19 protein-coding genes are annotated in these 20,330 nt (G+C 56.9%); 12 read left to right on the plus strand and 7 right to left on the minus strand.

Translation table 11 applies throughout. From position 1 onward, the window contains the following. Positions 1-522: 522 nt before the first annotated feature. Together ACCC84_RS20130 and ACCC84_RS20135 are read right to left on the minus strand one after the other, a co-directional pair. Positions 523-993 (minus strand): YqeJ family protein, encoded by a 471-nt coding sequence (locus ACCC84_RS20130; RefSeq protein ID WP_371902204.1) that lies wholly within the window; start codon positions 991-993, stop codon positions 523-525. Beyond that, on the minus strand, positions 990-1,766 hold the full coding sequence (locus ACCC84_RS20135; RefSeq protein WP_371902205.1) for a hypothetical protein: 777 nt from the start codon (positions 1,764-1,766) through the stop codon (positions 990-992). Before ACCC84_RS20135 ends, ACCC84_RS20130 begins: the two co-directional genes overlap by 4 nt. Before the next feature lie 436 nt (positions 1,767-2,202). Between ACCC84_RS20135 and ACCC84_RS20140 the strand changes: the two genes are divergently transcribed. Further along, entirely contained in the window at positions 2,203-2,562 is a 360-nt protein-coding gene (locus tag ACCC84_RS20140) for a DUF2500 domain-containing protein (protein WP_004957515.1), read from the plus strand. A 10-nt stretch (positions 2,563-2,572) separates the two neighbouring features. Here the strand turns inward: ACCC84_RS20140 and ACCC84_RS20145 are convergent, their stop codons facing one another. Next, the gene (locus ACCC84_RS20145; RefSeq protein ID WP_004957517.1) at positions 2,573-2,845 is read right to left on the minus strand and encodes a DUF1145 family protein; all 273 of its coding nucleotides are present in this window, start codon (positions 2,843-2,845) and stop codon (positions 2,573-2,575) included. Beyond that, positions 2,835-3,458: a 16S rRNA (guanine(966)-N(2))-methyltransferase gene (rsmD, locus tag ACCC84_RS20150; protein ID WP_004957523.1), complete on the minus strand. Its 624-nt coding sequence runs from the start codon at positions 3,456-3,458 to the stop codon at positions 2,835-2,837. The genes ACCC84_RS20145 and rsmD overlap by 11 nt, the downstream gene beginning before the upstream one ends. A 192-nt stretch (positions 3,459-3,650) precedes the next feature. Here rsmD and ftsY point away from each other — a divergent pair, with 192 nt between their 5' ends. From ftsY to rpoH, 4 genes are all read left to right on the plus strand, one after another. Next, entirely contained in the window at positions 3,651-5,324 is a 1,674-nt protein-coding gene (gene ftsY, locus ACCC84_RS20155) for a signal recognition particle-docking protein FtsY (protein ID WP_371902207.1), read from the plus strand. A 5-nt stretch (positions 5,325-5,329) separates the two neighbouring features. Next, a complete protein-coding gene (gene ftsE / locus ACCC84_RS20160) occupies positions 5,330-6,001 on the plus strand; it encodes a cell division ATP-binding protein FtsE (protein ID WP_004957531.1) in 672 nt (223 codons plus the stop codon). Then, positions 5,991-6,944, plus strand: a complete 954-nt coding sequence (gene ftsX / locus ACCC84_RS20165; RefSeq protein ID WP_004957534.1) for a permease-like cell division protein FtsX — start codon at positions 5,991-5,993, stop codon at positions 6,942-6,944. The genes ftsE and ftsX overlap by 11 nt, the downstream gene beginning before the upstream one ends. A gap of 309 nt (positions 6,945-7,253) precedes the next feature. After that, positions 7,254-8,111: an RNA polymerase sigma factor RpoH gene (gene rpoH, locus ACCC84_RS20170; protein ID WP_004957540.1), complete on the plus strand. Its 858-nt coding sequence runs from the start codon at positions 7,254-7,256 to the stop codon at positions 8,109-8,111. A gap of 63 nt (positions 8,112-8,174) precedes the next feature. On the opposite strand, the gene ACCC84_RS20175 is transcribed toward rpoH, so the two are convergent. The 3 genes from ACCC84_RS20175 to panM form a co-directional block, all read right to left on the minus strand. Beyond that, the gene (locus ACCC84_RS20175; protein WP_371902216.1) at positions 8,175-10,001 is read right to left on the minus strand and encodes a hypothetical protein; all 1,827 of its coding nucleotides are present in this window, start codon (positions 9,999-10,001) and stop codon (positions 8,175-8,177) included. 232 nt (positions 10,002-10,233) lie between these two features. Further along, positions 10,234-11,448, minus strand: a complete 1,215-nt coding sequence (locus ACCC84_RS20180) for a DUF3142 domain-containing protein (RefSeq protein WP_371902208.1) — start codon at positions 11,446-11,448, stop codon at positions 10,234-10,236. Further along, positions 11,445-11,837, minus strand: coding sequence for an aspartate 1-decarboxylase autocleavage activator PanM (panM, locus tag ACCC84_RS20185; RefSeq protein WP_004957549.1), 393 nt, complete (start codon positions 11,835-11,837; stop codon positions 11,445-11,447). The genes ACCC84_RS20180 and panM overlap by 4 nt, the downstream gene beginning before the upstream one ends. 403 nt (positions 11,838-12,240) lie before the next feature. On the opposite strand from panM, the gene ACCC84_RS20190 reads away from it, so the two are divergent. The 7 genes from ACCC84_RS20190 to ugpB all read left to right on the plus strand — a co-directional run bounded on the left by ACCC84_RS20190 (position 12,241) and on the right by ugpB (position 20,257). Then, a complete protein-coding gene (locus ACCC84_RS20190) occupies positions 12,241-13,356 on the plus strand; it encodes a branched-chain amino acid ABC transporter substrate-binding protein (RefSeq protein ID WP_004957555.1) in 1,116 nt (371 codons plus the stop codon). Positions 13,357-13,594: 238 nt separating this feature from the next. Continuing rightward, positions 13,595-14,521, plus strand: a complete 927-nt coding sequence (livH, locus tag ACCC84_RS20195; RefSeq protein WP_004957558.1) for a high-affinity branched-chain amino acid ABC transporter permease LivH — start codon at positions 13,595-13,597, stop codon at positions 14,519-14,521. Next, a complete protein-coding gene (locus ACCC84_RS20200) occupies positions 14,518-15,801 on the plus strand; it encodes a high-affinity branched-chain amino acid ABC transporter permease LivM (protein ID WP_004957560.1) in 1,284 nt (427 codons plus the stop codon). The genes livH and ACCC84_RS20200 overlap by 4 nt, the downstream gene beginning before the upstream one ends. Beyond that, positions 15,798-16,568, plus strand: coding sequence for a high-affinity branched-chain amino acid ABC transporter ATP-binding protein LivG (gene livG, locus ACCC84_RS20205; protein ID WP_004957563.1), 771 nt, complete (start codon positions 15,798-15,800; stop codon positions 16,566-16,568). The genes ACCC84_RS20200 and livG overlap by 4 nt, the downstream gene beginning before the upstream one ends. Further along, a complete protein-coding gene (livF, locus tag ACCC84_RS20210) occupies positions 16,568-17,269 on the plus strand; it encodes a high-affinity branched-chain amino acid ABC transporter ATP-binding protein LivF (RefSeq protein ID WP_004957566.1) in 702 nt (233 codons plus the stop codon). Before livG ends, livF begins: the two co-directional genes overlap by 1 nt. Positions 17,270-17,456: 187 nt before the next feature. After that, positions 17,457-18,644 (plus strand): aminotransferase-like domain-containing protein, encoded by a 1,188-nt coding sequence (locus ACCC84_RS20215; protein WP_004957570.1) that lies wholly within the window; start codon positions 17,457-17,459, stop codon positions 18,642-18,644. A gap of 299 nt (positions 18,645-18,943) precedes the next feature. Further along, the gene (gene ugpB, locus ACCC84_RS20220) at positions 18,944-20,257 is read left to right on the plus strand and encodes a sn-glycerol-3-phosphate ABC transporter substrate-binding protein UgpB (protein WP_004957576.1); all 1,314 of its coding nucleotides are present in this window, start codon (positions 18,944-18,946) and stop codon (positions 20,255-20,257) included. Positions 20,258-20,330: the final 73 nt, after the last annotated feature.

The following is a 20,330-nucleotide window of genomic DNA, read 5'->3' on the forward strand; positions in this document are numbered from 1 at the left end:
ATGCTAGCATTCATCGTAGCTATGAGTCAGCCTGGTTTCATAACGCAACCAGATGGGAGTGACTCCATTAATAGTTTTCAGTGATGGTTCAGTGGTCAAAACAAACCTATATAATTCCATCATGGTTTTAAACAGCGCCTATCATCGCATTATAAATAATGCTTGTTTTTGCTGATGACAATATTGTTCTCATCGTTAACCTCTTCCTGTCTATGGTCAAACAAGCAAAGGATAAAACGGTGCTTGAACTGTGAGCCATGTTTTCCGCGCAGCGTCAGGCGAAGCGGTTTCATCGCCGGAACCTGGCATTTTTATGCTGACGGTGAATACATTACTCATATATCGACGTATTAATCAATAGTGAGCAGGTCAGAGTTGTTCATGTGCTCACTTATGCTAGGCCTCATTGCCGACTAAGCCTTTCGGAGTATTTCCGCCAAGATGCATTTAAAATACCTCACTGTCTGCCAGGCAAAAAGCCGATGCGTTTTTTTGGCGCAAAAACAGCGAGGCTAATGATTGCTAGGCCTGTAGACAGTAGGTGAATGGCAGCACCGTGCCGGTAATAATATACCCGTTGGCCTGCGGGTATATTTCAAAACTGTGGGACGTGGCTGCAGAGTAAAGGAATCGGGGCAATAGACCAGCCAGTTCGCTTGCCTGCGCATTGTCGGTAATCGCGGGTATGATCCGCTTCGAGACGATATCCAGCATGTTCTGGTGACGGGTGTAATCAAAAAATACCGTCCGGTTGAGATTGCCGCCGACCTGAGCGCGATGGTTATAGCGACCGCTCACGCGGAAAAATCCTCTACCGCCAGCGGCATGCAATTTCCACACGCCAGCAAAAGAACCCTGTTCGCTGTAAATTTGCAGTTCGGCGGTGCAGTCAATGTTGCGTGGTGGTACAGCATGAACCATAGAAGTGCCGAGTTGGTAAGCAGCAAAAACAATGAAAATGATGCTTAGTGCGGCAAAAATATAGCTTTTCATCTGTTTCCCTTAATATAATATAGCGAAACGCCAATAGGGAGATAATCAACGATATTCTTAATGCCATGGGTGCTGGCAGGGTATTTTACGCTGTGGCGATCGGCGGCAGTGCGCCAATAAGTTAATCTGTCATTTTTTAACGTTATATTGATGTAATGTTGGGTGTTTATGCTAGTGCATTTATGCGTACCGCTTTGCCGCGGAATTAAATAATGGGCGCTATGGATAAATCCCCGGCGGGGCCCTGCGGTATTGTGCGATGCGTTGGTAATGGCTCTGGCGTTAATGGAAAAAAGTTTGCTCGTCAGGGTAATGGTAATTTCTCGCTGACTTTTATCTACTCGCTGGTGATGACATTGCCAGGCGCGTAGGTTGGCGGTGGTTTTATTTTGTTTTTTATCATGGCTTTTACCCGGATGGGGCGATCGTACTCGCGTAATCATCGCCAGCGATGGCGGTGATGATCTGGTGAGGCGTGATACGCGTACCGCTGCGTGCTCGCCAGGCACTAACCAGTAATCTGGGTGGCACAATGACCATCCCGTCAGCTCAATGCCGTTTGGCACGCTTTCCCTCTGGTGAATTTTTTGCTTGCACGCTAATGATATCTTCTGCAACAAAACCTTTCCCTGCTGTTTTAAAAGGACGATAGGACCTGCATTTGCCGACGGAGATAAGATTATTTTCTTATCTACGGTAAATGTCGCGAATAATAAATATTGCTTGCTGACATTAAACAACCTGGTTTTTATAAAGGTGTATTTTCCTGGCATATTATTGCCTCGCCTGGAAGATAACAATAATCCTAACACGCTGAGCATAAAAGTTAATTTAACTTAAGTCAAAAAAGGTGACGTAGAGCAATAAGTTTTATCTTCGCCATCTTAGAGCTATTCCACCATCAGAGATTATTCATCCTGGGTACCGCATCGTCCGTTCTGTTTGCCTTTATTTATAACCATGGATATACATTTAATTAACATCAGCCGTGCTAGCCGAGTGGCGGTAATAGCCAAAAACTGACGCCGGGGAACAGACGCGGCGATGAGCAAAATTATATCCGTCGGCGGTTAGGCGAAATAAACCGGTCGGCATAATGCGCAGCCAACCCCCTGCTACCTGCCGTTGGGTTATCTCGCGGTTTATCCTGTACAGTGGCAGGGGAAAGACCTAGTTTTATAGCGGTAAACTCAAACGGAACCTGAACGAATGAACAAACCCCCAATGCTGTTTATAGCGGTGCTGGCGTTGATCGTGGTACTGGCGACGCAGCGTTATTTCAGCCAGCGTAAGCAGGAAGCGGAAAATGACCGTGCGCCGGTGCGCAGTACGCAGGTTATCGTTAGCGAGAAACGGGCCTTTCCGGCCAGTAACAACCGCTCACGCCAGCGCGAACATATTGTTAATGAGGCCATGCGGTATGAAATCACGTTCCGGCCGCTGCGGGGCGGTGAGAATATCGTGGTGCGTGTGAAACAGCCGCAGTATGAACAGATAGAGCAGGGCGCGCAGGGTAGCCTGAAAATGCAGGGTACGCGCTTTGTGTCGTTTACCGCCGAACGCCCATAGTAGGTGAGGGTTATTTTTTGTTGATTGGTGGTTGCTTCTTCTGCCAGTCCAGCAGTTCAAACACCCCAAAGATAAAGATCTTGGTTTCCTGCCATTTGCTGATGGGCTGATCTTTCGGCTGTGTTGATTTCAACAGCACCAGTTGCAGCCCGTGCATCACCACCATAAAGAACAGCGCGACGTCGATAAAGTACTTCAACGGCTTGGGGAACGGGTGGAACAGGTTGGTGAGCAAAAAGCCCCATACGCACAGCATCAGCAGGCGGCCCAGATTAATCAGCATTGTCGGTTTTCTCTTTGCCAGAACGAATATAAAGACGATAGGCCACCTGACCGGCGACTTTTTCACGGTGCAGCGACCAGTTGGCAGGCACGTCGGTAGCGGCGCTTTCCGCCTCGGCTTCCACGTAGATCCACGCCTCATCGGCCAACCAGCCTTGCTGCTCCAATAAGGTGATGGTCTGTGTCAGCATTCCTTTACGGAACGGCGGATCGAGGAATACCACCTGGTAAGGTTCGGCCTTGCCGGCCAACCAGCTCAGCGCGTTGGTGTTCACCACCAGGCCGTTGCCTTTCAGCAGCGCCAGGTTTTGCTCCAGTTGCCGTGCCACCGGGCGTTCGAACTCCAGCAGCGTGACGCTGCCGGCGTAGCGCGACAGCGCTTCCAGCCCCAATGCACCGCTGCCGGCGAAGCAATCCAGACAGCGCGCGCCCTGAATCACCGGCGCCAGCCAGTTGAACAGCGTTTCGCGCACGCGATCGGTGGTCGGGCGCAGGCCGGGGCTGTTCGGCACCGGCAGTTTACGTCCACGCCATTGGCCGCCGATAATGCGGATTTGCCCGGCGGCAGCCGTCTGCGGTTTTTTAACCGGCGCTCGCGGCGATAATTTTGCCATAAGAATCTTAATGTGTTGCCGAGTTAACGAAAAGTTGCCGCTATTCTACCGGGCAGAGACGTCGAGGGAAAAGCGAAAACGTTGTTACCTGATTTCCCAAGCCGGATGCGTGTTGCTACGCGAGGGAAAGTGGTAGACTCGGCGGTTAAAATATTTTCGTTATTAGCCATCGGTACGGAGCAAGGTCACAACATGGCAAAAGATAAGAAACGTGGGTTTTTCTCCTGGCTGGGCTTTGGCCAGAAGGAAGAACAACAGCAGCAACCTGAGCCGTCAGCCGAACAGGCTGAACAGCAGGCGGTAGCGACACCGGCCGAGCCGGTGGCCCCCACGCTGGATGACAAGCTCCCTGCGCAGGAATCTGAGCCGGCCGCCTCGGTTGATACCCCGGGAGAATGGGATGGCAGCCTCAACGGGGAACAGATCGCAGAAAACGTGCCGGGCATCGTCGAACGCACGGCGTCGGCTGAACGGTTGGCTGACGAGGTGGTTGCCGTCACGGAACAGGTAGTGGCAGAACGGTCATCTGAAGCGCTGGCGCAAACCGAGCCGCAGATAGACGCAATGCCTGAGCCACAGGCCGAGCCGGAACCAGAACGCATTGTGCCGGTGAAGGAACCGGAGCCAGAGGTCGAACAGCCGCCGGTAGAAGAGCCGGAACCACAGCCGGAACCACAGCCAGAGCCAGAGCCACAGCCAGAGCCAGAGCCAGAGCCACAGCCGGAACCCGTGCAGGAACCCGCACCGGAACCGGTCCAGGCGGCCGCTCAACCAGCGGAGCCGCACGTACCCCAGCCCGAGCCAGAATCGGTGTTGCCATCCGAGCCGGAAGCGCAGCCGTTGCCAGCCAGCGTCGCGTTAGCGCCGATCGTCGCCGCCCCAGCGTCTGAAACTGCTGAAGACCTCGCGGCGCCGGCGGTAACCCAGGAACAGGAACGGCCGAGCAAGGAAGGCTTCTTCGCCCGTTTGAAGCGCAGCCTGATCAAAACCAAACAGAACCTCGGTTCCGGCTTTATTGGCTTGTTCCGTGGCAAGAAGATCGACGACGATCTGTTCGAAGAACTCGAAGAACAGCTGCTGATTGCCGACGTTGGCGTCGAAACCACGCGTAAAATCATTGAATCCCTCACGCTGCATGCCAGCCGCAAGCAATTGAAAGACGCCGAGGCGCTCTACGGCAAGCTGAAGGAGGAAATGTCTGAAATTCTGGCCAAGGTGGATCAACCGCTGGATGTCAGTGGCAAAACGCCGTATGTCATTCTTATGGTTGGCGTTAACGGCGTTGGCAAAACCACCACTATCGGTAAGTTGGCGCGCCAGTTCCAGGCAGAAGGCAAGTCGGTAATGCTGGCGGCGGGCGACACCTTCCGTGCCGCGGCGGTCGAACAGCTGCAGGTCTGGGGCGAACGCAATCGTATCCCGGTGGTGGCGCAGCATACCGGCGCCGATTCCGCCTCGGTGATTTTTGACGCGGTGCAGGCCGCCAAAGCGCGTGGCGTGGATGTCTTGATCGCCGATACCGCAGGGCGTTTGCAAAATAAGGCCCACTTGATGGAGGAGCTGAAGAAGATCGTCCGAGTCATGAAAAAACTGGACGAGCATGCCCCCCATGAGGTTATGCTGACGCTGGACGCCAGCACCGGTCAGAATGCGGTCAGCCAGGCGAAATTATTTAATGAAGCCGTGGGCTTAACTGGCATCACTCTGACTAAACTGGACGGTACCGCCAAGGGCGGGGTGATCTTCGCCATTGCCGATCAGTTCGGCATTCCGATTCGTTATATCGGTGTCGGTGAAGGCATCGAAGATTTGCGGCCTTTCAAGGCCGACGATTTTATTGAGGCACTTTTTGCCCGAGAGGATTAATACGGATGATTCGCTTTGAACAGGTCAGTAAAGCTTATCTGGGCGGACGACAAGCGCTGCAGGGCGTTGATTTTCATCTGCGTCCGGCAGAGATGGCATTCCTGACCGGCCATTCCGGCGCGGGTAAAAGTACCCTGCTGAAACTGATTTGTGGTATTGAACGGCCAAGCGCCGGCCATATCTGGTTTGGCGGCCACGACATCAGCCGGTTGAAAAACAGTGAGGTGCCGTTTCTGCGTCGTCAGATCGGCATGATTTTCCAGGATCACCATCTGCTGCTGGATCGTACCGTCTATGACAACGTGGCCATGCCGCTGATCATCTCCGGTGCCAGCACCGAGGATATCCGTCGTCGCGTATCGGCAGCACTGGACAAGGTCGGGCTGTTGGACAAAGCGAAGAACTTCCCGATCCAGCTGTCCGGCGGTGAACAACAACGTGTCGGCATTGCCCGCGCGGTGGTGAACAAACCTGCGGTGCTGTTGGCGGATGAGCCAACCGGCAACCTGGACGATGCGCTGTCCGAAGGCATTCTACGCCTGTTTGAAGAGTTTAACCGCGTTGGGGTAACGGTGCTGATGGCAACGCACGATACCGGGCTGATCGCCCGGCGCAATTACCGCATCCTGACGCTCAGCCAGGGCCGTATGGCAGGAGGAGCGCATCATGGCGAATAACGCAAAAACCGCCAAGAGCAAGGCGCTGCGCGGCGGCTGGCGTGAACAATGGCGCTATGCCTGGATGAACGCCATCAAGGACATGCTGCGCCAACCGCTGGCGACGCTGCTGACGGTGATGGTAATAGCCATCTCTCTGACGTTGCCGAGCGTGTGCTATATCGTCTGGAAGAACGTCAGTACCGCTGCCACGCAGTGGTATCCGACACCGCAGCTGACGGTGTATCTCGACAAGTCGCTCGACGATGACGCGGCGGTCAAGGTGCTGGACGTCATCAAGGCCGAGGCGGGCGTCGAAAAGGTCAATTACCTGTCGCGCGAAGAAGCGCGCGGTGAATTCCGCAACTGGTCCGGCTTTGGCGGTGCGCTCGATATGCTGGAGGAAAACCCGTTGCCGGCGGTGGCGATTATCACGCCGAAGATGAGCTTCCAGAGTTCCGACACGCTGAATACGCTGCGTGACCGGGTGGCGGCGGTGCAGGGCGTCGACGAAGTGCGGATGGACGACAGCTGGTTCGCCCGTCTGGCGGCGTTAACCGGGCTGGTTGGGCAGGTCGCGGCGATTATCGGCATTCTGATGGTAGTGGCGGTGTTCCTGGTGATCGGCAACAGCGTGCGTCTGAGCATCTTCAGCCGCCGCGATACCATCAACGTGATGAAGCTGATCGGCGCCACCGATGGCTTCATCCTGCGGCCGTTCCTCAACGGCGGCGCGATGCTTGGTTTCTTCGGTGCGCTGTTCTCGCTGCTGTTGTCCGGCGCGCTGGTGTGGAAACTGGAGTCGGTGGTGACCGGGGTGGCGAAGGTGTTCGGTACTACCTTCACGCTGCATGGCCTCGGCTGGGACGAAGCGCTGTTGCTGCTGATCGTCGCAGCGATGATCGGCTGGATCGCCGCCTGGCTGGCGACGGTGCAACATTTACGCCGATTTACACCACAATAAAATTTTTTTGGTATACTCTTCTCCTGCTGCGTTTTGTCGTGTGGCAGGAGAAGCGCCCAGCGGATCCTTTGGATCGCGCCTTTTCCCAAGCGCACAAATTCCCTATCATCCTGAGCCTTGGTCACGTATTGTCAGCAACATTGTGATCGAAAAACAGTGAACTCTTAGGGTGGAACACGGTCAAAACTTGCAGCAAATGTTAAGGTGTCCGGCGTGCGGAACCGCTTTTGCAACAGCAACTGCCGTAAAATCAACAACTCCCCGCCGTAATGACTCACCTGCATGATCCGTTTTAAAGAGAGGGTTTGAATGACCAAAGAAATGCAAACTTTAGCCTTAGTACCCCAAGGTAGCTTGGAAGCCTATATTCGGGCAGCCAACGCCTATCCGATGCTGACGGCAGAGGAAGAGCGGGAGCTGGCTGAACGGCTGCATTATCAGGGCGATCTGGAAGCCGCTAAGCAGCTAATCCTGTCTCACCTGCGCTTTGTCGCTCATATTGCCCGCAATTATTCCGGCTATGGCCTGCCACAGGCAGATCTGATCCAGGAAGGTAATATCGGCCTGATGAAAGCTGTTCGTCGCTTCAACCCCGAGGTTGGCGTGCGTCTGGTTTCCTTTGCGGTGCATTGGATTAAGGCAGAAATTCATGAATACGTGCTGCGCAACTGGCGTATCGTCAAGGTAGCAACCACCAAGGCACAGCGTAAGCTGTTCTTTAACCTGCGTAAAACCAAACAGCGTCTGGGGTGGTTCAACCAGGACGAAGTGGAGCTGGTGGCACGCGAGCTGGGGGTGACCAGCAAAGACGTGCGGGAAATGGAATCGCGCATGGCCGCGCAGGACATGACCTTTGATCCTACGCCGGATGACGAAGCGCGCGACGGCCAGTCAATGGCGCCGGTACTGTATTTGCAGGACAAAACCTCCGACTTTGCCGAAGGCATCGAAGAAGACAACTGGGAAAGCAACGCCGCAGACAAGCTGGCCTATGCGCTGGAAGGTCTGGACGAACGCAGCCAGCATATCATTCGCGCCCGCTGGTTGGACGATGACAACAAATCCACCTTGCAGGAACTGGCCGATCAGTACGGCGTTTCCGCAGAGCGTGTGCGCCAGCTTGAAAAGAACGCCATGAAGAAACTGAAAATGGCGATTGAAGCGTAATCCGCTACACATATGAAAAACCCGGCTTGGCCGGGTTTTTTTATGCCTGAAATACAACACCGTTCAAGAGGCGTTATTCAGCGCTGCAAAATCTGGAGCAGGGCAGTCGTAGCCGAATTTGCTCGCCCAAGCGTACGGCGTGCCGTTCTTGAGGTAGCGCTGATAGAGCGCGTGACCGGTTTTGGCGTCACGCTTGATAACCCAACTGGCGGCGTTGCACAACACCGCGGCGTAAGCCTGACTTTTTGGCGGTAGCAGATCGGCGGCTTTTTGCGCCAGCCCCACCGCCTGCCAGCGGTAATGCAGAAAGCGGTTATCCTGCTGTGGCAGCGCTTTGGCGGCGCGGGTGGCTTCGGCAACGCTGATCCAGCTTTTGTGCTTCAGTTCGCGCGTATCGAAGGCGTCACCCAGAGAGGAATAGTTGGCCTGGTAAATGCCGTAATCCGGCGTCATTTCATAACCGGTCAGGTTCAGCCCCTGGCTGCCCAGCAGGGTAGCCGCCTGATAATACCCCTGCGCACGCGTCAGCTTGCCATTGTCGCCATTGGTCGCGGCGCTGAGCGCCTCGCCAACCTGCTGCGCCGTCTGGCGGTAGTTGGGCACGGCAAAGTAGTCCAGCGCTTCCTGATAGCGACCGGCACGCATCAGCCGCCGCGCCAACAGTTCACGCAACTGCACCGCCGGGGTTAACTGCTGACCGGGATATTCATTGGCCAGTTGCGGTTTTAGCGGCGTGCTTGGCGCCGGTACCTGTTTATCGACAAAATCCTTCAGTTCGTCGACCGTCAGCACCCGTTCTGCCACATCGGCCACGTCGGCCCAATATTGCTCCCTGCCTTGATACAGCAGGGCCAGCGCCTGCAGATAATCACCGCGGTTTAACGCCAATATCGCCTGTTCACCGGCAATACGGCAATCCGGGATGATGGTTTCTGCGGCAAAGTTTGCGCCGCGTTGTTCGCCCCAGTTTTCGTCAGACGGGAAGGCTGCTGCAGCCTTGGCATAAGCATCGGTGGCGGTTTTCACGTCGCCGTCGCGCAAGGCCATTTTGGCGCGCAGCCACCAGGCCAGGCCCGAATCACCAGCGTGTTTCAACAGACTGGCGCTGAGGGGATAATTGCCAGAACGGTAGGCCAGCGCCGCCAGCCGATCGCTGCCGTTAAAGCCGGTTTTGACCGACGCATTTAAAAGCGTCAGGATTTGCCGGGTAATCTGTTTGGAACGGCTGCCGACGGCGTCGGTATCTTGCATTTGCAAATTCGCGCTGCGGGCAAACAGTTCGACAGTGACCAGTTGCTGGATCAGCGGATCGTCGACGATCTGTTTGAGTTGGGCAAAATGCGCCGGACTGACCAGCATACTCGAAACGTATTGCAGCGACTGCCCGCCACTGGCATCCCCTTGCGCCGCCTGCTGGGCATAAAGATGCGCCGCGGCGCGAATGTCGCCCAGCCACAGTTGAATGCGTGCCTGTTGCCCCAGGCTGCTGAGTGCCAGTTGGTCAGGATCGTCGCTACCGTTCTGTACGCGCTCGATCACCTGCTGGAACGCCGCCAGCGCCTGTTTGAGCTCGGCGGCGCCGGGATGACGCGTCGGCTGCGACGGGGTATCGTTGTCCGGGTTTTCCGGCGTTCCGCGATCGTTCATCAACACACGGCCAAGGGAATACTGTGCCCGCAATCCCCAGTCGCCCTGCTGGTCGGCCGGCAATGCCAGTACCTGCTTGAAATATTCCGCCGCACGCGGGTCATTGGCCGCGAACGCCACCGCGCCCAGCGTGTATTGCCGCGCCGCGCCAGTGATCCCCTGGCTATTGACCGTATCTGCCTCTTCCACCGTTTTGGCGGCGCGCATTTTGTTGATAATCACCGTTTCCGGTGACAGCGGCATTGGCCTGGGCGGTAGCGCTGGCGGCGGCGCATGCCAGCGTGGCAATTGTGGGTCGAACGGAACCAAACGGCTGGCTTCAAAATCGAAATTGCCTTCCGGCATGGTGAGCAGCGTGCCATTGCGATCGATCAGCAGCCGATTCGGGAAGTCTGGCCCGCAGGCGTGGCCGAGCGGCGCGGTCAATGCGGCGCCGATCAACAAGGCTAGCGGTAGTGGCCGGCCTGAACGTACATCACGGTGTGACAAGGGTGCCTCCTGGCGTCAATTGTTGGCAGCGCAGCCAACCTAACGGGCGCGATTGTCCGGCACGAACCAGATCGTTGCCGGTGCGGATAAAGCGCTGCTGTTGCGGGGTGGATTCCAACCGGTAATTGCCCACCGCGTCGGCGGCCAGACAGTCGCTGGCGGCGATATCGACCGCTGCCGGCAGCGGCGCATCCACCGGACCGCTATTGTGTATTATCAGATCATATAAGCCGTTTTGCCGTGCTTGCGGGCGGATTTTTACCTGCCAGTGGGCGACCAGCGGTTGCTGTTCTATCACCGCACGCAGCGTTGTCAGCGACCAGGCGCGCCGGTCGTTGGGCAGCGGCAAGCGAAACCAGACGATGCCGCGCAGATGAGCGACCGGCTGAGCCGCCAGGCGCTGCAGGACATCGGCCACCTGTTGCGGCGCCACCGTCAGTTCCTGTATGGCGCCAGCCACCCGCAACGACGCTTCGCTTTCTACCTGCGGGCCTTGTGCATCAAAGCCCACCAGCCCCATGCCATAGGCCGGTAACGCCAGGCGGAACGGCTGGGTGGACACCCGCGCGTAGCGCTGTGCCCATTGCAGCGCCAGCACGCCGTTGAACAGCCCCTGACGGGGAGACAGCACGGCGTGTACCTGCAGCACCGAACTGTCGACCTCGCGCAGCAATGCGGCCAGCGTCGGTGAATTCAGCCAGGCAGGTAGCGCGGTAATACTGAGCTGTATCGACGGCGGCAACTGCTGGCGCAAACGTTGGATAAAATCGCGATACTGCGGCAGACGCGCGGTGGCCGCGTCATGATCGATCTCAATGCCGGTGACGTTCAGCCCGGCGGCTTGCCAGCGTTGCAGCTGTTGCAGCACCGCCAGGCGAATCGACGCCGCGTCAGGCTGCGGCAGTTGGCCGTCGATACGTGCTACCAGCCACAGCGGGCGTCCATCCTGGCGCAGCAATGCGCTATTGACCGGGATCGGCCGCACTCTGTCGTGTGCATGTACCTGCAGGCCGAGCACGCGCAATGTGGAAAACAGCGGCTTGCTGTCCGCCAGCGCCTGCGCATGTTGCGCTGTCCAGACCCGTTGCCACAGGTAGACCTGCTGATCCAGGGGCGGTGGCTGCAATCCTTGCTGGCGGCCGGCAAACCACGCCGCCAGCGCCAGCGCGATCATTGCTAACGCGGCTAGCCTGCGTCTCATTTATACCAGCTATCACCCTGCGCGCGAAAACCGCAGGCGCGCATGAAATTGTCGACTTCACCACGCTCACGTGGAGCAAGACCGGTGGTGGACAGCTGCCAATGCGCCACCTGTGGCAATTGACGCTGTGCATCCTGTACCAGATACAACCCTACGCCGCGGCGGCGGGTAACGTCGCGTACCAGCAGATCGTGCAGATGCGCGCGCTCGCCCTCCAGCGTGACTTTCATGGCGCCCAGCAGCCGTTGATTGAAACGTGCGCCGAACAGCGCCTTGTCGCCCTCCAGCCATTCCTGCCACTGTGCCGGCTGTTGCTGAGGCCAGATTTTACCCAGGTCGATCAGATCCTGGGCGGACAGTGCGGTTAACCGCTCGATGGTCAGTTTCATGCAGATTTCCGAACGAATTATCGATGCTGTCAGTGTAATGGATCTTGCCTGGCTGGTTGTGTAACTTTTTCTGTACGAAGACTACGCAGAATGTTTTTTGCCAGACACGTTTTCCGAGTAAAAAATTAGTAAACAGATCGTTAACCAGCACAACACACTATCTTCGGCGCAAAATGGCGCAGATCTCATCCGAGTTTTATGCTGTTTACACCGCTTGTTTCTGGTTGTGCCAGTTGATTTGCAGAATAAAATTCCTGTTTAATGGCATGAAAAATAAAGTCTTATTAGAAAATATTGCCAGATAAACACCTAAATCATTATTACTTATGGATATTAGTGATAATTAGCGATTGGGTTGGGCAAACACAACGGCACGTTCACAACGACAAAGGGGATAACGCGGATGAAATTAACAACAGGTAAAGCGCTGCTGGCCGGCTGTATCGCGATGGCGATCGGCCATGCCGCCATGGCGAAAGATATCAAGGTAGCGATCGTTGGTGCGATGTCCGGCCCGGTAGCGCAATATGGCGATATGGAGTTTACCGGCGCGCGTCAGGCGATTGCCGATATCAACGCCAAAGGTGGCATCAAGGGCGACAAGCTGGTGGCGGTGGAATATGACGACGCCTGCGACCCCAAACAGGCGGTGGCAGTGGCCAACAAAGTGATCAATGACGGCATCCGCTACGTTATCGGCCATCTGTGTTCCTCGTCGACCCAACCTGCGTCGGACATTTATGAAGATGAAGGCGTGATCATGATTACCCCGGCTGCCACCAATGCCGATCTGACCACCCGCGGTTACAAAATGATCATGCGCACCACCGGTCTGGATTCCGATCAGGGGCCGACCGCCGCCAAATACATCATGGAAACCATCAAACCGCAGCGCATTGCCGTGGTGCATGACAAGCAGCAATACGGTGAAGGCCTGGCGCGTTCGGTGCGTGACAGCCTGCAAAAGGCCGGCGTCAAGCCGGTGATGTTTGAAGGCATCACCGCCGGCGACAAAGACTTCTCCACGCTGGTCGCACGCCTGAAAAAAGAGAACGTGGATTTCGTCTACTTCGGCGGCTATTACCCGGAAATGGGGCAGATCCTGCGCCAGGCCAAGCAGGCCGGTCTGACTACCCGCTTTATGGGGCCAGAGGGTGTGGGCAACTCATCGCTGTCCAACATCGCTGGCGCCGCGTCTGAAGGCATGCTGGTCACGCTGCCAAAACGCTACGATCAGGTACCGGCCAACAAAGCCGTCGTGGATGCTCTGAAAGCCAAAAAGCTGGATCCGACCGGGCCGTTCGTCTGGACCACCTATGCCGCGCTGCAATCGCTGACCACCGGGATGGAGCGCAGCGGCAGTCAAGAGCCGGAAGACATCGTCAAGGATCTGAAGAGCGGCAAACCGGTAGACACGGTGATGGGGCCGCTGAGCTGGGATGACAAGGGCGATCTGAAAGGCTTTGAGTTTGGCGTGTTCGAATGGCATGCCGACGGTAGCTCAACGCCAATCAAATAAATACCCGTCATACTTGCAGCTGCCTCTGGGCTGACCGCCTCCATGCCCCAGCCGTTTGGTTGATTAAGCGACTGGGGATTTACGGCCTTGCCGCCTTGATGCAGCGCCAATTATTTAGGGTATACCCGGCGTTTTTCACCTTGCGGCGTGGTTGGCAGTAACGTGGAATCCATTGGGCATAAACGTCTTTAGCGATTTTATTCCAGGCTGCTATCAAAGCGCAGCCAAGGGTTCGAGTATGTCAGAGCAGTTTCTCTATTTTCTGCAGCAAATGTTCAATGGCGTCACGCTGGGCAGTACCTATGCGCTGATCGCCATTGGTTACACCATGGTTTACGGCATTATCGGCATGATCAACTTCGCCCACGGCGAGGTCTACATGATTGGCAGTTATGTCTCGTTTATCGCCATTGCCGCGCTGATGATGATGGGCATCGATGCCAGCTGGTTGCTGATCGGTGCCGGTTTCCTGGCGTCGATCGTGATTGCCAGCGCCTACGGCTGGAGCATCGAACGCGTGGCCTACAAGCCGGTGCGCCATTCCAAGCGCCTGATCGCCCTGATCTCCGCCATCGGCATGTCAATATTTCTGCAAAACTACGTCAGTCTGACGCAGGGTTCCCGTGACGTCGCGCTGCCGAGCCTGGTTACCGGGCGCTGGGTATTGGGTGAAAGCAACGGCTTCGCCGCCACCGTCAGCACCATGCAAATCATCATCTGGCTGGTGACCTTCCTGGCGATGCTGGCGCTGACGCTGTTTATCCGCTATTCGCGCATGGGACGTGCCTGCCGCGCCTGTGCCGAAGATCTGAAAATGGCCAGCCTGCTGGGCATCAATACCGACCGCGTGATTTCGCTGACCTTCGTGATTGGCGCGGTGATGGCGGCGGTTGCCGGCGTATTGCTGGGACAGTTCTATGGCGTGATCAACCCTTATATCGGTTTTATGGCGGGCATGAAGGCCTTCACCGCTGCGGTGCTGGGGGGGATTGGCAGCATTCCGGGGGCAATGATCGGTGGATTGGTGCTCGGGGTGGCCGAAGCGCTGACCTCGGCGTACCTGAGCGCCGAATATAAGGACGTCGTATCGTTCGCCTTGCTGATCGTGGTGCTGTTGGTGATGCCGACCGGCATCCTGGGCCGTCCGGAGGTTGAGAAAGTATGAAGCTCAACCTGCTTAATGCGGTTATCGCCACGCTGGTGCTGCTGGTGATGGCGTCGTTTCTGATGGGCATGCAGCTGAGCCTGGAAGGCACCCGGCTGGTAGTGCATGGCGCGGCGGAAGTCCGCTGGATGTGGATTGGCATTGGCTGCGCGGTGGTGTTTTTCTTCCAACTGCTGCGGCCATTGATGCAGCAGGGACTCGGCAAGATGTCCGGCCCGTCGTGGGTGCTGCCGAGTTTTGACGGTACCACGCTACGGCAGAAGCTGTTGGCGGCGCTGTTGATCATTGCCGCCGTTGCCTGGCCGTTTTTCGTGTCGCGCGGCACGGTGGATATTGCTACCCTGACGCTGATCTACGTCATGCTGGGCCTGGGTCTGAACGTGGTGGTGGGGCTGTCCGGGCTGCTGGTGCTGGGGTACGGCGGTTTTTATGCCATTGGCGCTTACACCTATGCGCTGCTGAATCACTATTACGGCCTTGGATTCTGGGAAAGTCTGCCGCTGGCGGGTATCGTTACTGCGGCGTTCGGTTTCCTGCTGGGTTTCCCGGTATTGCGTCTGCGCGGCGATTATCTGGCGATTGTGACGCTGGGGTTCGGCGAGATCGTACGTATTTTGCTGCTCAACAATACCGACATTACCGGTGGGCCAAACGGCATCAGCCAGATCCCCAAACCCACGCTGTTCGGGCTGGAATTCAGCCGCAGCGCGCGCGATGGCGGCTGGGACACCTTCCACAATTTCTTTGGGCTGCAATACGATCCGAGCGATCGCATCATCTTCCTGTATCTGGTGGCGTTGCTGCTGGTGGTACTGACGCTGTTCGTTATCAACCGTCTGCTGCGCATGCCGCTGGGGCGTGCCTGGGAAGCGCTGCGCGAGGATGAAATCGCCTGCCGTTCGCTTGGCCTCAGTCCAACCAAAATCAAGCTGACGGCGTTCACCATCAGCGCCGCCTTCGCCGGCTTTGCCGGTACGCTGTTTGCGGCACGCCAGGGGTTTGTCAGCCCGGAGTCCTTCACCTTCGTCGAGTCGGCGTTCGTACTGGCGATTGTGGTACTTGGCGGCATGGGCTCGCAGTTTGCGGTCATTCTGGCGGCGATTCTGCTGGTAGTGTCGCGTGAAATGATGCGTGATTTGAATGAATACAGCATGTTGCTGTTGGGTGCGCTAATGGTATTGATGATGATCTGGCGACCGCAGGGACTGTTGCCAATGAAACGTCCTCAGCTGAAGCTGAAAGCGGCAGATATTCACGCGGTAAAAGGAGAGCGGCCATGAGTGCGCAGCCTTTATTGGCGGTTGAAGGACTGTCGATGCGTTTCGGTGGTCTGCTGGCGGTGAATAACGTCGCGCTGGATTTGCACCAGGGTGAAATCGTTTCGTTGATCGGCCCTAACGGCGCCGGGAAAACCACGGTATTCAACTGCCTGACCGGCTTTTATCGCCCGACCAGCGGCAGTATCCGGCTGCGCGATCGGCATCTTGAAGGGCTGAACGGCCAGGCCATCGCCCGCATGGGGGTGGTGCGAACCTTCCAGCATGTGCGGCTGTTTCGTGAAATGACGGTGGTAGAAAACCTGCTGGTTGCCCAGCACCAGCACCTGAAAAGCGGCGTGTTCGCCGGACTGTTGAAAACCCCGGGATTTCGCCGGGCCGAAGCCGATGCGCTGGAGCGGGCGGCGGTGTGGCTGGAACGCGTCGGCCTGCTGGATATGGCCAACCGCTCGGCGGGAAATCTGGCTTACGGCCAGCAGCGGCGGCTGGAAATCGCCCGCTGCATGGTGACGCGGCCGGAGCTGCTGATGCTGGACGAACCGGCGGCAGGCCTGAACCCGAAGGAAACCGACGAGCTGGATCATCTGATCGTCGAGCTGCGCGATCGGCACAACGTGTCAGTGCTGTTGATTGAGCACGACATGAAACTGGTGATGGGCATTTCCGATCGTATCTATGTTGTGAATCAGGGAACGCCGTTGGCGCAGGGCACGCCAGAAGAAATTCGTAACAACCCGGACGTGATCCGGGCGTATCTGGGGGAAGCATAATGTTGTCGTTTAATCAGGTTTCCGCCCATTACGGGAAGATTCAGGCACTGCATCAGGTCAGTCTGAACATACAGCAGGGGGAGATTGTCACCCTGATTGGCGCGAACGGCGCCGGCAAGACCACGCTGCTGGGTACTCTGTGCGGCGAACCGCGTGCCAGCGAAGGCAGCGTCACGCTGCTCGATCGGGACATTACCCAATGGCAGACCTCACGTATCATGCGGGAAGCGGTGGCGATTGTGCCTGAAGGGCGGCGGGTTTTTTCGCGCATGACGGTAGAAGAAAACCTGGCGATGGGCGGATTTTTTGCCAATCGTCAGCAATACCAACAGCGCATTGAGCGGGTGTTCAACCTGTTTCCACGCCTGCTGGAACGCCGCAGTCAGCGTTCCGGTACCATGTCCGGCGGCGAACAGCAGATGCTGGCCATCGGTCGTGCGCTGATGAGTCAGCCAAAGCTGCTGCTGCTGGACGAACCCTCGCTCGGGCTGGCGCCAATCATCATTCAGCAGATTTTCGACATCATTCAGCAACTGCGTGAAGAAGGGATGACCATCTTCCTGGTGGAACAAAACGCCAATCAGGCGCTGAAACTGGCGGATCGCGGTTATGTGCTGGAAAATGGCCGCGTGGTGTTGGAAGATACCGGTGCCGCATTGCTCGCCAATGAAGCAGTGAGGTCGGCGTATCTCGGCGGTTAACTACCCGTCGTCTTGCAAGCTACAGCGTTGTTAACTGCTCTTACTCCCTTCCGTTACTTACTCGAGTAAGCTTCTGGTGAGGAGTGAGCTGGCTGCCTGGCTGTAACTCGAAATCCATAGGGTATTCTGTGGAATATCTGCCAGAGGATATCCGGCTGGATCCTATAAACGATTACGAGAATAAGAAATGAAGACAGAAGGACTGCTCGCCCAGCGCATCGTTAACGTCAAAAGCTCCGCCATCCGTGAATTGCTCAAGCACAGCAAAATGCCAAATGTGATTTCGCTGGCCGGCGGTATTCCCTCGGACGCGCTGTTTGACTTTGAAGGGCTGAGCATTGCGACCCATCAGGCGATCACCGAACAGCCAAAAAGCGCCTTCCAATATGGCTTGACCGAAGGCAGTCCGGTGCTGCGTCAACGCATCTGCACGCTGTGTGCCGAGCGCGGTATTGGCGCGCGGCCAGAAGAGGTGATGGTCACCGCCGGCTCGCAACAGGCGCTGGATTTGGTGATGCGCGCCATCGTCAACCCTGGCGATGTGTTTGTGGTGGAGCGGCCAACCTATCTGGCGGCGTTGCAAACGCTGGAACTGGCCGAAGCCAGAGTGATGTCGGTGTCTTCCGACAGCGACGGCATGGTGGTTGAAGAGCTGGCCGAACTGCTGAAAACCCAGCGCATCAAAGGGGTTTACGTGGTGCCGAACTTTGGCAACCCGAGCGGCCTGACGCTGAGCGCGTCGCGTCGTGAACTGCTGGTGAAGCTGGCGGTGGAGCATAACTTCCTGATTATCGAGGACGATCCGTACGGTGAGTTGCGCTTTACCGACCAGCGCAACGCCACGCTGCATCAGGTCTCGCAGCAGTTGCTGGGCCATACCGACAACGTTATCTACACTTCGACGTTTTCCAAGATCCTGGCGCCAGGGTTACGCCTGGGCTGGGCGATTCTGCCGCCGGTGCTGCTGCACAAGGTGGCGATCATCAAACAGGCGGCCGATCTGCATGCCAGTGCCCTGTCGCAGAGTATCGTAGAATGCTATCTTGGCCTCGATCGCCTGCCGGCGCAGATCGACAAGATCCGCGCGGCGTACCAGCACAAGGGCGAGATCCTCGCTGAACTGGTATCCCGTGAGCTGGGCGATACCATCAGCTTCGATATGCCAAAAGGCGGGATGTTCCTGTGGGCGCGCTTCCGTCAGCCGTTCAATGCCACCGAATGGCTGAACACCACGCTGGAAAACGGCGTGGTGTTCGTGCCGGGGGAATATTTCTTCGCCGATAATCCTGATCGCTCCACCTTCCGCCTGTCGTTCGCGACCGCCACCGAACAGCAAATGCAGGAAGCCGTCGCTCGCTTGCGTCGCTCGCTGTAAACGCCACGGCGGCGCGTTATTCCCGCGCCGCCGACATCAAACCGCAATCTGCATTTCACCCTGCCGTCACATCGCTGTCATGCAATCGTTATTAATCTGTCATCCGTGCATGGCATGTTGGCTTCCGAACAAAAACTGATTCTTTTCGCTCACGCGCTTATTGCCCCCAGGGATTGTCTGTCGCAGCAGGTCGCTGACCGTCAGCATTGTCAGCCAACTGGTTGAGATAGCAGCGGTTAGCCAATGCCGTCGCGACATCAAGGCCAGGGGGATACACCAGCTTTTTTCAGGAGTTAGGCATGCTCACAATTCGAAAAACCACGCTGTGCGTCGCGTTGACCCTGGCGGTCAGCACTCAGGCACTGGCGGCGACCGAGATCCCGTTCTGGCACTCAATGGAAGGTGAACTGGGCAAAGAAGTGGATTCGCTGGCGGATCGCTTTAACCAGACACACAGCGACGTCAAGATCGTGCCGGTTTACAAAGGCAACTACGAGCAAAGTCTGGCGGCGGGCATTGCCGCTTATCGTTCCGGCAAGGCGCCGGCCATCTTGCAGGTTTACGAAGTAGGCACGGCCACCATGATGGCAAGCAAGGCGATCAAACCGGTACATCAGGTGTTTGCCGACGCCGGCATCAAATTCGACCAGTCGGTGTTTGTACCGACGGTCGCCGGGTATTACACCGACAACAAAAGCGGCCAACTGCTGTCACAGCCGTTCAACAGCTCCACGCCGGTGTTGTATTACAACAAGGACGCTTTCAAAAAGGCCGGGCTGAACCCGGAGCAGCCGCCGAAAACCTGGCAGGATCTGGCGGCCTACAGCGCCAAATTGCGTGCAGCCGGCATGAAGTGTGGCTACGCCAGCGGCTGGCAGGGCTGGATCCAGCTGGAAAACTTCAGCGCCTGGCACGGTGTGCCGTTCGCCAGCGAGAACAACGGTTTTGGTGGCACCAGCGCCAAACTGGAGTTCAACCAGCCGTTGCAGGTGCAGCACATTCAGCTGTTGGCAGACATGAACCAGAAGGGCGACTTCAGCTACTTTGGCCGTAAAGACGAATCCACCGAGAAGTTTTACAACGGCGACTGCGCCATCACCACCGCCTCTTCCGGCTCGTTGGCCGACATCAAGCAGTACGCCAAATTCAATTTCGGCGTAGGCATGATGCCGTATGATGCCAACGTCAAGAACGCGCCGCAAAACGCCATTATTGGCGGGGCCAGCCTGTGGGTGATGAATGGCAAAGACGCTGCCACCTACAAAGGCGTCGCCGAATTCCTGCAATATCTGACACAGCCGGAAATCGCTGCCGAATGGCATCAGAAGACCGGCTATCTGCCGATTACCAGCGCCGCTTATGATCTGACCAAACAGCAGGGCTTCTACGACAAGAACCCGGGGGCCGACGTGGCGACGCGCCAGATGCTGAACAAGCCGCCGTTGCCGTTCACCAAAGGCCTGCGTCTGGGCAATATGCCACAGATTCGTACCGTGGTGGATGAAGAGCTGGAAAGCGTCTGGACTGGCAAAAAGAGCCCGCAACAGGCGCTGGATGCCGCCGTACAGCGTGGCGACGTGTTACTGCGCCGTTTCGAATCTCAGACCCGGTAATAACGGTTACCGTGCTTTGCCATTCCGGGATTGGGCGGCGCTCGCTCTCTGGCTGTGCGCATGGCGTTTCACG

It is taken from the genome of Serratia odorifera (assembly GCF_041448735.1).
GTDB lineage: Bacteria > Pseudomonadota > Gammaproteobacteria > Enterobacterales > Enterobacteriaceae > Serratia_F > Serratia_F odorifera.